This window comes from Neisseria sp. WLZKY-1 (assembly GCF_046546535.1).
Lineage (GTDB): Bacteria > Pseudomonadota > Gammaproteobacteria > Burkholderiales > Neisseriaceae > Neisseria.
The window spans coordinates 1-11,643 of record NZ_JBKGTW010000056.1 but is presented as its reverse complement, the minus strand read 5'-3'; the positions used below and the strand labels follow the sequence as shown (position 1 = coordinate 11,643).

The window sequence follows — 11,643 nt, the reverse complement described above, 5'->3', positions numbered from 1 at the left end:
GTTGCGGTCGGGTTGTCGGGCTAGGGTTAAAAATTCCTGTCGTTCTCGGGACACGGTGGTTTCTCTCCAAGGCATGGTAAGGATTCCGTCTGTTGGGACGGGGAAGTGTTACCTATGTCTTCGTACGGGTGTTACCTTTGTGTCCGGTCTGTACACTTGGAGCGTAGGGGAGGGAGCAGGACGGCAGCACGGCCGTGCGGCAGCCGAAAACTTCTGTGCCGTCTGAAAGTGGCCGTCTGAAAAAACGCCCGACGTTGTCGGGCGTTTTTTCAGACGGCCTTGCCGCGGCTGGGGTTTACAGCGGCCAGGCCAGGTCGGGTAGGGCGGCGAGGGCGGTTTTGAACTGGTTTTGGATACGGGTGATGGCGTCGCGGTTGTCGGCTTCGAAGCGCAGCACCAGCACGGGGGTGGTGTTGGAGGCGCGTATCAGGCCGAAGCCGTCGGGGTATTCGACGCGCAGGCCGTCGATGGTGACGATGTCTTCTGCGCCTTCGAAGCGGGCGGCGGCGGCCAGTTCGGCGACGGTATCGTGGCCGTTGCGGCCTGCGGGCAGGGCGATGTTGATTTCGGGGGTGGACACGGCCTGCGGCAGGCTGTCGAGTTCGGCGGTGGGATCGGCACTGCGGGAGAGGATTTCCAGCAGGCGGGCGCCGGCGTACATGCCGTCGTCGAAGCCGTACCAGCGTTCTTTGAAGAAGGTATGGCCGCTCATTTCGCCCGCCAACAGGGCGCCGCTGCGTTTCATGGCGGATTTGATGAAGCTGTGGCCGGTTTTTTCCATGACGGGTTCGCCGCCGTACTGCCGTATCCAGGGGGCGAGCAGGCGGGTGGATTTGACGTCGAAGATGATTTTGGCCTGCGGGTTGCGCTGCAATACGTCGCGGGCGAAGAGCATGAGCTGGCGGTCGGGGTAGATGATGTTGCCGCTTTTGGTGACGACGCCGAGGCGGTCGCCGTCGCCGTCGAAGGCGAGGCCGATTTCGGCGCTGCCGTTTTGCACGGCGGCAATCAAATCGCGCAGGTTGTCGGGTTTGGCGGGGTCGGGGTGGTGGTTGGGGAAGCTGCCGTCGACGTCGCAAAAGAGTTCTTCCACTTCGCAGCCGAGGGCGCGGTAGAGGCTGCCCGCATAGGCGCCGGCAACGCCGTTGCCTGCGTCGATGGCGATTTTCATCGGGCGGGCAAGTTTGATGTGGGAGGTGACGGCATTTTGGTAGGCGGCTGCGGTGTCGGTTTGGCGGATGCTGCCGCTGCCGCTGACGAAGGCATTCTCTTCGATGGTGTCGCGCAGTTGCTGTATGGATTCTCCGGCGAGGGTTTCGCCGCCGAGCATGATTTTGAAGCCGTTGTAGTCGGGCGGGTTATGGCTGCCGGTAATCATGATGCCGCTGCCGCCGCATTCGCTTACGGCGGCGAAGTAGAGCATGGGGGTGGCGACCATGCCGACGTCGGTGACGTGGATGCCGCTTTCGGTCAGGCCGCGGCAGAGTGCGGCGGCAAGCGCGGGGCCGCTGAGGCGGCCGTCGCGGCCGACGGCGATGCTGCCGATGCCCTGTGCGGCGGCGCGTGCGGCAATGGCGCGGCCGATCAGGCGGGCGGTGTTTTCGGTGAGGGTTTGGCCGACGATGCCGCGGATGTCGTAGGCTTTGAAGATTTCGGGGGCGGTTTGTGCCATGTCGTTGTCTTGTTTGCGGAAGGGGAAAACATTCAGACGGCCTGTTGCGTGCAGGCCGTTTGAAACGGAAGGGCGAGTTTAGCTGCCTTGGAGTCTGATGTTTTGTCCGGGTCGGATGACGGTGCTGTTTTTGTTCCAGCGGCGCACGTCTTTGACATCGACGTTGAAGCGGCGGGCGATTTCGGCCAGGGTGTCGCCTTGGCGGACGGTGTAGGAGACGGGGCGGACGGCAGCGGGGGCAGCTCTGCCTTTGGAGGCGACCACTTTGAGTATCTGCCCTTGGTGGATGGTGTTGCCTTTGATGTTGTTGGCGGCGACGAGGTCGGCCACGTTCATGTCGTAGCGTTTGGCGATGTTGAACAGGGTGTCGCCGCCTGCGACTTTGTGGGTGGCCGGTGCGGCGGTTCTGGCTGCGGCCAAGGCGCGGGCTTCGGCCGCCTGTTTCTGTTTGGCGCGGGCTTCGGCGGAGGCTTTGGCCTGACGGCTGCGTTCTGCCGCTTCGGCTTCGGCGGTCTGCACGGATGCGCTGTCTGCCTGTTGCAGGCCGGAAGTTTGGACGAAGTTCATGAGCAGATCGGCGTTGCCGCTTTCTTCGGCAGGCGCGGGGGCGGCTGAGGCCGTCTGAACGGCGGTGGTGTCTACGGCGGGGGCGGACGGGGCTGCGGGTTCTGTTTTGACGGTCAGATCGTCAGGCAGCGCGGGGGTGCCAGCGCCGGTGAAATCGATAGGAGCAGCCGGTGCGGGAGCGGGTTTGTCCGCTGCCGTGAAGACGGGTGTGGCTGAAACGGTGGGTTCTGTTTTGACGGTCAGATCGTCAGGCAGCGCGGGGGCGGCAGCGCGGGTGAAATCGATAGGAGCAGCCGGTGCGGGAGCGGGTTTGGCCGCTGCCGTGAAGACGGGTGTGGCCGAAACAGTGGGCTGTGGGGCGGTTTGGGTGAAAACGGGCGCGGATTCGGGCAGGGTTCGCGGTGCGGGCATCAGCTTGGGCTGGGCGGTGGCGACTGCGGCGGCAGTGCCCATCTGCGGCACGGTTTGCAGCTTGTTGTCGTTGGGGTTGGTGTCGGTGTCCAGTGCGGCGAAGTTGAGGGGCGTGCCGCCTGTTTTGCCGCTGAAGTTGTTTTTCGCCACGAGGATGCTGCGTCCGGCGGCGATGTTGTTTTTGCTCAGGCCGTTGAGGCGTTTGATTTCGGCGGTGCTCATGCCGGTTTCGGCGGCGATGGAGGAGATGTCAGTGTCGGCGTAGGGGGTGTAGACGTCCCAAGAGAGCAGGGTGGCGCGGTCGGCTTTTTTGTAGTTGCGCTCGAAAGTGGCGGCGGCAGATGCGGGCAGCAGCAGCTTGCGGCCGATTTTTGGGATGTAGACGGGGGTTTTGAAGGCGGGGTTGAGGGCGTCGAATTCGGCCTGGCTGATGCCCGAGAGGCGGACGGCGGCGTTCAGGTCGATGGGCTGGTCGATATCGACGGCCTTGAAGAAGGGTTTGTTGTCGATGTCGGCGAAGCTGATGCCGAAGTATTCGGGGTTGTTGACGATGTTGCGCACGGCCAGCAGTTTGGGGACGTAGTTGCGCGTTTCTGCGGGCATTTTCAGGTTTTCGTAAACGGGTTCCAAGCCTTGGGCGCGGGCGCGGTTGACGGCGCGGCCGACGTTGCCTTCGCCCCAGTTGTAGGCGGCCAGCGCGAGCGACCAGTCGCCGAACAGGCCGTGCAGGTATTCGAGGTAGTTGAGCGCCGCGTCGGTGGCGGCGTAAACGTCGTGGCGGCCGTCGTAGAGCGGGGTTTGTTCAAGGCCGTAGTGGCGGCCGGTGGCGGGCATGAACTGCCACAGGCCGGAGGCGCCGACGGTGGATTTGGCTTTGGTGACGAACGCGCTTTCGATGAAGGGCAGCAGGGCGATTTCGGCCGGCATGTTGCGTTTGGCCACTTCCTGGCTGATGTGGTACATGTAGGGGCGGCTGCGTTCGATGGTGCGGTTGAAATAGGCGGCGGAGGAAGCGAATTTGCTTTCGTGGCGGCGCACCAGTTCGGGGTTGACTTCGTTCATGCGGAAGTCGCTGCGCAGATGCGCCCAGACGCTGCGGTGGCCGAAGGTTTTGTCTTGTTTGTGGTCGAGGGCGACGGTGTTGCCGCGCATCAGCGCCATGCCGATTTGGTTTTTGGTGTAGGTTTGGCCGGAGGCGACGGAGGCGAAGGAGATGCCCGTAACGGCAATAACGAGGGTTTTTATTGGTTTCATGTGCTTGGATTTCGGCGGACGCTGGAACAGCGCGGGATACTAACTTGACAGACACGAATGCGTCAAGGCTTGCCAAGTGTAAAAATTTTCAATGTGTTAGACCGTTCGTCGTATTTTTGCGCAATGGTGCGGCGGGCGGGTGTTGCGGGTAGAATACGCGTTTGTCGTTTTTTTCGGACGCCGGTAGGAGGGTGCGTGATGGATTGGACGGATTGGTTTGAACGCGGCGCGGTGGGGCGTTATGCGGCGTGCTGCGAGCGGGATTTTCTCGAACGCATGGCGCGGGAGCGGCCTTTTCGGACGGCCTTGCAGCTGGGGATGCCGCAATGGGAAACCGACGGCGTGCCGTGCGTCGGCCGCGATGTGATGGCGGATTTCGCTGCGCTGCCGTTTGCGGCGGAGAGTATGGATCTGCTGCTGGTGCCGCACGGTTTTGAAAACGGGGATTGCGAAGCGTTTGCCCGCGAGGCCTGGCGCGTGCTGGCGGGCGACGGGCGGCTGGTGTTGTGCGGGCTGAATCCGCATTCGCTGTGGCGGCTGCTCTACCGCGCCGAGGGGAAACTGTTTCCCAACAGCGGCCGCACGCTGCCTTTCGGCCGCCTGAAAGCGGTTTTGGAAGAGGCGGGATTTGAGACGGCGGCGACGGAATGGTTGGTTTGCTGGCCGCTGGCGGATGCGCCGTGCCATGCGGAAACGGGGCTGTCGGTTTTGGCGCTGGTTTACGCGGCGGTGTGTGTGAAACACACGGTGGGCGTGCGGCCGTTGGATGTTTGCGTGCCTGCGGGCGGCAGGCCGGTGTTTGCCGTGTGAGCGGCGGTTCAAATACAAAAGGCCGTCTGAAAACGAAGCTTTCAGACGGCCTTTTTGTGTGCGCGGTCAGCCCATCAGGTGGCCGAGTATGCCCGCCGAGACGACGGCAATCAGCACGGTCGGCAGCATCGGCAGGCGGCTGGCGGCGAGGACGGTGACAGCAACGGCGATCAGTTCGTGCGGTTTGTCGGAGGCGAAGTAGGGGGCGATCACGGCGATCAGCACGCAGCCGGGCGCGGCGTCCATCACTTTGGCGGCGCGTTTACCCAGCGTGCGGTTGCGCAGGGCGAAAAAACCGATCAGGCGCGTGCTGTATGTCGCCATCAGCATGCCGAGGATAACGAGGACGGAATCGGCGGAAATCATGCGTCTTCCCCTTGGAAGTAGGCCGTCAGCAGGCCGGCGGCGGTGCCGGCGGGAACGTACCACGCGCCTTTTGTCGTACGGTAGACCGCGGCGGCGGCAATCAGGCTGGCGAGCCACGGCAGAGCGGGGCGCCAGCCTTTCCACATGCCGCGCAGCAGCACGAGGAACACGGCGGGAAAGGCCATGCCGAAGCCCCAGGCGGCCACGTCGCCCAAAACCGGGCCGACGGCGGCGCCGACGGCGGAGGTAATCACCCACACAACATACAGTGTCAGGCTCACGCCCAGATAGTATTGCAGGCTGAATAGCGGCAGCCCGGCGTCTTTGCGCTTGCGGATGTCGGCCATCGCCATCGCCCAGCTTTCGTCGGTCATTAGAAAGAGGGCGGGCAGCACTTTTTTCATCGGCAGGTGGCGGATATAGGGGGCGAGCGCCGCGCCCATCAGGATGTGGCGCGTGTTGATCATAAAGGTGACGCCGACAATCAGCAGGACGGGCAGCGGTTTTGCCCACAGGCCGACGGTGGCGAATTCCGAGCCGCCGGCGAAGTTCAGGCCGGTCATCAGCGGCATTTCGATAACGCTCATGCCTTTTTGCCCGCCCTGTATACCGAGAATCAGGGCAAAAGGCAGCATGCCGATGATGATGGGCAGGCAGTCGCGGATGCCACGCCGGAATTCCTGTGCAGGGGAGGGGAGGGTGGGTGTCTGCATAAATCTGTAATCTGTATGTTTGTTTGGGCGCGGGGGATGATGGTGCGGCGTCAGGACGTCTGAAATCAGGCCGTCTGAAAAAGGCAGGTGCGTTTCAGACGGCCTGAGAGCCTGTTCGGAATGTGCGGTGCTTTATTCCCCGCCAAGTTGCGTGCGGAAGAAGAAAAAATCGTTGGGGCTGACGATGTCGGCGGCGTGGCCGTCGGAGAGGGCGTTCAGGCGGACATAGGCCGTCTGAAAACACTTGCGCTCGAACTCGTGCAGGTCGGCCGCGGCGGCGCGGTAGGCGGCTTCGGGCAGCGCGGCGGGGGTTTTCAGCGCTTCGGCCAGGTGGTGGTAGAGTGGGTTGTTTTCGAGCTCTTCGCGGTAGAAATCCTGAAAGGCTGTGTAGGCGGCGGCGTGGTTGTAAACGGGCATGGCGTTTGCGTTAGGAAACGGGGAAAAAGCGTGAGATTACGTTAAAACGCGGCGCGTGGCTACTCCCTTTCTGTTTTCACTGTGTCGAAGCCGTGTTTTCAGACGGCTTCTGCCCTTTCAGACGGCCTCCAATATCCGTTTGGCCGCCTCCGCGCCCCAATAGGCCGCTTCTTCGAATACCGAATAGCCACTCATGTCGCTGTGGGCGAAGAGGAGGGGCGGGCGGCTGCGGGGGATGGGGTTGTCGAGATAGCCCGGGCGGGGAACGGCCATGCCGTGGCCGCGCACGGTAAGGGAAATGCGCTCCACATGGCGCCAGAAGCCGCTGCCGTATACGGCGGCGAGGTCGGCGGCGGCCAAAGCCAGCAATTCGTCGGCGTCGGCGTCGAGCAGGCGGCGGCGGACGTTGCGCGGCGTGTCGTGGTTGGGCGCGGTGTAGGAGGTGAACACCGTTCGCGGCGGCTTGGCGGCGCGGATCAGCTGGTTACCCGCGGCGACGTAGCCCAGATGCGGGCTACCGTATACCACGTTGTCCCATGCCAAACTGCTGCCGCCGCGCTCTTGCGGGAAACGGTTGAGGACGAAGTTGCCCACCAGCCACGGCGCGCTTTCAGACGGCCTCAGGCCGTAGCGCGGCGCGTCGGCCACGATGTGCGCCGCCACCGACAGCGGCATGGCGCAGACAACGCGGTGGGCGTCGGCGCATAGGGTTTCGCCGCTTTGGTTGTGCCGCAGCCATACGGATACGCGCCCCTGCCGCTCTTCGATGCGTATGGCGGACGCATCCCACGAGACGGGTCGGCCGAAACGCCATTCGTCTTCCTGCGGCGGCGCGGCGAGCGGACGCAGCCCGCAATGGCGGCGCAGGGCTTCGGAAACGTGCGCCAAACCGTCGGGCCAGGTCAGCACGGTGTCGGCGTGTTCCCCGCGCGCGCAAAAATAGTGCAGCCCGGCGAAGGCCGACACGTCGGCGATGCCGCGGCCGTAGTCGTCGCGGCAGCAGTAGTCGAGATACCAGAGCAGGGAGGGGGAGCGGTAGCCCTCGCGTGCGAGCCACTGCGCGAAGGTCAGGCGGTCGAGCCGCCGCCATTCTTCGTCTTGCGAGGACAGGGCGATGGGAATGGCGAAAATCTTGCGTCCGTCGCGGCTGCGCGCGGTTTTCAGACGGCCTGTGAGGGCGAAAAAACGGCGGCTGTCGGCGTCCTGCTGCGGCAGCAAACTTTCCTGCCATTTGCCGCGATACCACAGCCGCTCCTGCGGCGCGTATACCAAATCCGTTTCGTTGAACACACCGTTTTGCATGATGCCGAGATCGTCGAGCATCAGGCGGACATACGCGCTTTCGGGCGGGGGCAGGGCGAGATAGTGCGCCCCCGTCGGCGCGGCCAGCTCCGCGTCGTAAAAGCCCGCATTGTTGCCGTTGCGCTCCAAGCCTTCGGCCAGCAGGATGTCGCGGTGACCGTTTCGCACGAGATACCACAGCGCCGAGAGCGCCGCCGCGCCGCTGCCGAGAATGAGCGTGCCGCAGCGGTGTGAGGGCAGCCTGTCCGTGCCCTCCGCCAGCATGCCGTCGCGCAGCAGGTGGCCGGGCGGCAGACCCGGGCGGCGGACGCTGACCGGCGGCAGGCGGTTCAAATGCCGCCATGTCTGCCACGATGCGGCGGAAGCGGCAGCAAGGGCGGCGGCGGAAGCGAGAAACTGGCGGCGGGAGACAGGCATGGTTTCGGGTGCGGGAAGACAGATAATAGATATTGGAAAAACGGTTTTAACTTCTTTGAAACTTCGTTTTCAGACGGCCTGAATGCTTGGAGCGGCATAAAGGAGGCTGTCTGAAAGCGCAAAACAGGCTTTCAGACGGCCTCCTCTGTTATTTGTATTTGCCGACAACGCGGACAATTTCCGCGTTCTGTGCGGCGCAGTAGGTTTCGGCTTTGGCGTGCAGCGGGGCGGTGGGCGCGTTCAGGTCGGCCGTCCAAACCATGCCGAGCAGGTCGGCGAGGCCGGGAATGCTGCGGACGATGACGCTTTGCGGCGACGGGCGGCCGTATTTTTTCTCACAGGCTTTCATCGGCGCGTCGAGCCGCTTGTAGATGTCTACCAGTTTTCCTAAGTCGCCCGTTGCCGCCATGGTTTCTTTAAAGCAGAAGGTTTCCGCGCTTTTGAGCATCACGGCATCGCGCATCACGGCGCGGCATTCGGCGGAAACGGTTGTTTCCTGCGGCGCGGCAAAGGCGGGCGGGCAGATGAGGGCGCAGAGCAGGGCGGCAAGGCGGGGTTTCATGGTGCTTGTTCTCTTGGGTAAAAAACAGGATGAGGCCGTTCCCGCCTTCGCGGGAATGACGTTTCTGAACGCATATTTCAGACGGCCTCCGCCCTTATTTGCGTCGGCCGATGATGCGGGCGATTTCCGCATTCTGCGCGGCGCAGTAGGCGGCGGCTTTTTTTTGTAGGGCGGGGCTTGGCGCTTTCATGTCGGCCATTTTCACCGTGTCGAGGAGGTCGATGAGGCCGGGGATGCTGCGGACGATATCGTTTTGCTCGGACAGGCGGCCGTATTTTTGCTCGCAGGCTCTCACCGGCGCGTCGAGCTGCTTGTAGATGTCTGCCAGCTTGCCCATGCCGCCCGCTGCCGCCGACACTTCTTGCGGGCAGAAGATGAAGGCGCTTTGCAGCAGCACGGCATCGCGCATCACGGTGTGGCATTCGGAGGAAACGGTTTTTTCCTGCGGTGCGGCAAAGGCGGGCAGGCAGACGAGGGCGCAGAGCAGGGCGGAAAGGCGGGGTTTCATGGTGCTTGTTCTCCGTGGGAAAAAACATAATGAGGCCGTCTGAAAAACCGGGGTCAGGCGGCGCAGGCCGCGCATTATAGCCGCCTGCCGTTTTCCCGTATAATCCGCCGCTTTTGCTGCCGCCCGAAGCTATGTCCGATTTGTTCGCGCCCGCCGCCCTGTCCGTTTCCGAACTCAACGCCGCCGCCAAAATGCTGCTGGAAGACAATCTTTCCGGCCTGTGGGTGGCGGGCGAAGTGTCCAACCTCACCCGCGCCGCCAGCGGGCATTATTATTTCTCGCTCAAAGACAGCCGCGCCCAAGTGCGCTGCGCCATGTTCAAGGGCACGTCGCAGCGGTTTGCCGCCCTGAAAGAGGGCGACCATGTCGAAGTGAGCGGCCGCATTTCCATTTACGAGGCGCGCGGCGAATTTCAGATTACGGTGAACGATTTGCGCCTCAAAGGCTTGGGGCGGCTCTACGAAGCCTACGAAAAACTGAAAGCCGCCTTACAGGCCGAAGGTTTGTTTGCCGCCGAAAACAAGCGGCCGCTGCCCGCCCATCCGCAGCGCATCGGCATCGTCACCAGCCCCGCCGCCGCCGCCCTGCGCGACGTGCTCACCACCCTGCGCCGCCGTGCGCCCGACATTCCCGTTATCCTTTATCCCGCCGCCGTGCAGGGCGCGGACAGCGCGGCGCAGCTTGCCCGTGCTGTGAACGCGGCATCGGAGCGCGGCGAATGCGACGTGCTAATCGTCTGCCGGGGCGGCGGCAGCATCGAGGATTTGTGGTCGTTTAACGAAGAAGCCGTCGTCCGTGCCGTTGCCGCCTGCCGCATTCCCGTGGTCAGCGGCGTCGGCCACGAAACCGATTTCACGCTCGCCGACTTCGCCGCCGACGTGCGCGCGCCCACGCCCACCGCCGCCGCCGAGCTGGTGTCGCCCAACCGTGCCGAGCTGCTGCACAAGCTGGCGCAGGCCGAAGGCCGTCTGAAAGATGCGCTGACGCAGCGTTACCACGACGCCAGCCAGCGCGTCGACTGGTTTGCCCGCCAAATCCGCCACCCGCGCCAGAAACTCGACGCGCAGCGTGGCCAAACCGCCGTCCTCGCGCAAAGGCTGTCCGCCGCCATGCGCGCCAATCTGCGCCTGCAAAGGGAAACGCTGGCGCGGCAGAGTCTGCTGCTGCAACACGCCCGTCCTGACACGGCGGCGGCAAAAGGCCGTCTGAACGCTTTTCAGACGGCCTTGTCGCGCAACTTCGCCCTGCTGTCGGCGGCGAAAAAACAGCGTTTGGAAAAACAGGCCGCGCTGTTGGAGGCCGTGTCGCCGCAGCACATTCTGGCACGCGGTTTTTCCGTGGTGAAAAACGGCCGCGGCCAGGTCGTGCGCGACGCCGCGCTGCTCAAACAGGGGCAGACGCTGCACATCACCTTTGCTGAGGGCGAGGCCGACGTGCGCGTGACCGGCGAAACGGCGCAGCCCGATTTGTTTGATTTTTCCTGACTGCCGTAGCGGCACACAAAAAGGCCGTCTGAAAATGCACAAGGCGTTTTCAGACGGTCTTTTTGTATGGCGCGGCAGAGGCCGTCTGAAAGCGCCGTCGGGCGAATTCGAACAAATTCATTCCGTTACATCGATACCTTTGCAAAAAAGCCCTTCCTTCGACAAAATCGCGGTTCCGCATCATCATCATCGGATTTCAAAATATGCCGTTTACCCTTGCCCACCCGATTGCCGTTTTGCCGTTTTCACGCTGCCGTTATTGCCATTTCCCTGCATTGGTCATCGGAAGCCTTTCTCCTGATTTCGTCTATTTTCTGCATGGACGTGCCGTATCCGGCGGACATGGTTTGGCCGATATGCTGTGGCCGAACCTGCCGTTGTGCTTCGCGGTTTATTGGCTTTATCTTGCCCTGTGGTGGGACACTTTGTCTAATTTTTTACCAAATTGCCTTAATGCCGCCCCTTATAGGCTGTCTGAAAATGTAGATTTTCATAAAATCAAAGCCGCCCTCTTCATACCGAGTGCCTTATTCGGCATGACCACCCATCTTTTCCTTGATGCGTTTACCCACTCCACCGGCTGGTTTGTGCAGCATTTCCCCGTGCTGCAACAAACCGTATTGTTTCTGCCAATCTTTAAATGGCTGCAATACGGCGGCGGTGTAATAGGCCTAACCACCTGCCTGTACTTTGTATTCCATACAGCCCGCCGCCGGCCATACCGCTCTCGTCAAACCAATGAACAAAAATACCGTTTTTGGATTCTTTGCGCCATACTATCGCTGTTTGGCTTTTCCATCTGGCAAATCATTGCTCCCGTGCCGTTGGGTCATGCCGCCACACAAATAATCCGCCTGATCGATTGTGCAGTGATTTCATTTTCGATATTGTGTCTGAGGCATATTGCCCGAAAGGAAAATGGCTGAAACAGCGGTTTTATGGCAATCGTTAAGTGTGTTGTTTTTATATCTATTGAGACCTTTGCAAAAAAGCCCTTCCTTCGACAGCCGGAACCTAAACAAAGATTTTCGGCTGTTTTCGCCCTAAATCACTCCTGATTTTACCCAAATACCCCCTTAATCCTCCCCGGATACCGGATTATCAGGCATCCGGGCCGCCTTTTAGGCGGCAACAGGCACACTTAGCCTGTTAGCCGCTTT

Annotated in this window: 11 protein-coding genes; 3 read left to right on the top strand and 8 right to left on the bottom strand. The window is 62.1% G+C overall.

The features are described 5' to 3' along the window. Positions 1-295 precede the first annotated feature (295 nt). Together ACLD9W_RS10935 and ACLD9W_RS10930 are read right to left on the bottom strand one after the other, a co-directional pair. Positions 296-1,672, bottom strand: a complete 1,377-nt coding sequence (locus ACLD9W_RS10935) for a phosphomannomutase/phosphoglucomutase (RefSeq protein ID WP_410842048.1) — start codon at positions 1,670-1,672, stop codon at positions 296-298. Positions 1,673-1,750: 78 nt separating this feature from the next. After that, entirely contained in the window at positions 1,751-3,904 is a 2,154-nt protein-coding gene (locus ACLD9W_RS10930; RefSeq protein ID WP_410842047.1) for a LysM peptidoglycan-binding domain-containing protein, read from the bottom strand. A 198-nt stretch (positions 3,905-4,102) separates the two neighbouring features. Here ACLD9W_RS10930 and ACLD9W_RS10925 point away from each other — a divergent pair, with 198 nt between their 5' ends. After that, on the top strand, positions 4,103-4,714 hold the full coding sequence (locus ACLD9W_RS10925) for a class I SAM-dependent methyltransferase (RefSeq protein WP_410842046.1): 612 nt from the start codon (positions 4,103-4,105) through the stop codon (positions 4,712-4,714). Positions 4,715-4,780: 66 nt separating this feature from the next. Here the strand turns inward: ACLD9W_RS10925 and ACLD9W_RS10920 are convergent, their stop codons facing one another. The 6 genes from ACLD9W_RS10920 to ACLD9W_RS10895 form a co-directional block, all read right to left on the bottom strand. Beyond that, positions 4,781-5,080, bottom strand: coding sequence for an AzlD family protein (locus ACLD9W_RS10920; RefSeq protein WP_410842045.1), 300 nt, complete (start codon positions 5,078-5,080; stop codon positions 4,781-4,783). Beyond that, on the bottom strand, positions 5,077-5,793 hold the full coding sequence (locus ACLD9W_RS10915) for an AzlC family ABC transporter permease (protein WP_410842044.1): 717 nt from the start codon (positions 5,791-5,793) through the stop codon (positions 5,077-5,079). Before ACLD9W_RS10915 ends, ACLD9W_RS10920 begins: the two co-directional genes overlap by 4 nt. 132 nt (positions 5,794-5,925) lie before the next feature. Next, entirely contained in the window at positions 5,926-6,210 is a 285-nt protein-coding gene (locus ACLD9W_RS10910; protein ID WP_410842043.1) for a hypothetical protein, read from the bottom strand. A gap of 117 nt (positions 6,211-6,327) precedes the next feature. Continuing rightward, a complete protein-coding gene (locus ACLD9W_RS10905) occupies positions 6,328-7,929 on the bottom strand; it encodes an FAD-dependent oxidoreductase (protein WP_410842042.1) in 1,602 nt (533 codons plus the stop codon). 148 nt (positions 7,930-8,077) lie between these two features. Continuing rightward, positions 8,078-8,491 carry a hypothetical protein gene (locus ACLD9W_RS10900; protein WP_410842041.1) on the bottom strand — a complete coding sequence of 138 codons (414 nt, stop codon included), beginning with the start codon at positions 8,489-8,491 and terminating at the stop codon, positions 8,078-8,080. Between the two features lie 94 nt (positions 8,492-8,585). After that, positions 8,586-8,999, bottom strand: coding sequence for a hypothetical protein (locus ACLD9W_RS10895; RefSeq protein WP_410842040.1), 414 nt, complete (start codon positions 8,997-8,999; stop codon positions 8,586-8,588). A gap of 131 nt (positions 9,000-9,130) precedes the next feature. Between ACLD9W_RS10895 and xseA the strand changes: the two genes are divergently transcribed. Both xseA and ACLD9W_RS10885 read left to right on the top strand, forming a co-directional pair. Then, on the top strand, positions 9,131-10,483 hold the full coding sequence (xseA, locus tag ACLD9W_RS10890; protein ID WP_410842039.1) for an exodeoxyribonuclease VII large subunit: 1,353 nt from the start codon (positions 9,131-9,133) through the stop codon (positions 10,481-10,483). A gap of 203 nt (positions 10,484-10,686) precedes the next feature. After that, positions 10,687-11,409, top strand: coding sequence for a DUF4184 family protein (locus ACLD9W_RS10885; protein ID WP_410842038.1), 723 nt, complete (start codon positions 10,687-10,689; stop codon positions 11,407-11,409). Positions 11,410-11,643 lie beyond the last annotated feature (234 nt).

Excerpts from the sequence above, each read along its gene's own strand:
- ACLD9W_RS10895 (WP_410842040.1), bottom strand. The coding sequence starts at position 8,999 with ATGAAACCCCGCCTTTCCGCCCTGCTCTGCGCCCTCGTCTGCCTGCCC.
- ACLD9W_RS10935 (WP_410842048.1), bottom strand. The coding sequence starts at position 1,672 with ATGGCACAAACCGCCCCCGAAATCTTCAAAGCCTACGACATCCGCGGC.
- ACLD9W_RS10900 (WP_410842041.1), bottom strand. The coding sequence starts at position 8,491 with ATGAAACCCCGCCTTGCCGCCCTGCTCTGCGCCCTCATCTGCCCGCCC.
- ACLD9W_RS10915 (WP_410842044.1), bottom strand. The coding sequence starts at position 5,793 with ATGCAGACACCCACCCTCCCCTCCCCTGCACAGGAATTCCGGCGTGGC.
- ACLD9W_RS10930 (WP_410842047.1), bottom strand. The coding sequence starts at position 3,904 with ATGAAACCAATAAAAACCCTCGTTATTGCCGTTACGGGCATCTCCTTC.
- ACLD9W_RS10885 (WP_410842038.1), top strand. The coding sequence starts at position 10,687 with ATGCCGTTTACCCTTGCCCACCCGATTGCCGTTTTGCCGTTTTCACGC.
- ACLD9W_RS10920 (WP_410842045.1), bottom strand. The coding sequence starts at position 5,080 with ATGATTTCCGCCGATTCCGTCCTCGTTATCCTCGGCATGCTGATGGCG.
- ACLD9W_RS10910 (WP_410842043.1), bottom strand. The coding sequence starts at position 6,210 with ATGCCCGTTTACAACCACGCCGCCGCCTACACAGCCTTTCAGGATTTC.
- ACLD9W_RS10925 (WP_410842046.1), top strand. The coding sequence starts at position 4,103 with ATGGATTGGACGGATTGGTTTGAACGCGGCGCGGTGGGGCGTTATGCG.
- ACLD9W_RS10905 (WP_410842042.1), bottom strand. The coding sequence starts at position 7,929 with ATGCCTGTCTCCCGCCGCCAGTTTCTCGCTTCCGCCGCCGCCCTTGCT.
- xseA (WP_410842039.1), top strand. The coding sequence starts at position 9,131 with ATGTCCGATTTGTTCGCGCCCGCCGCCCTGTCCGTTTCCGAACTCAAC.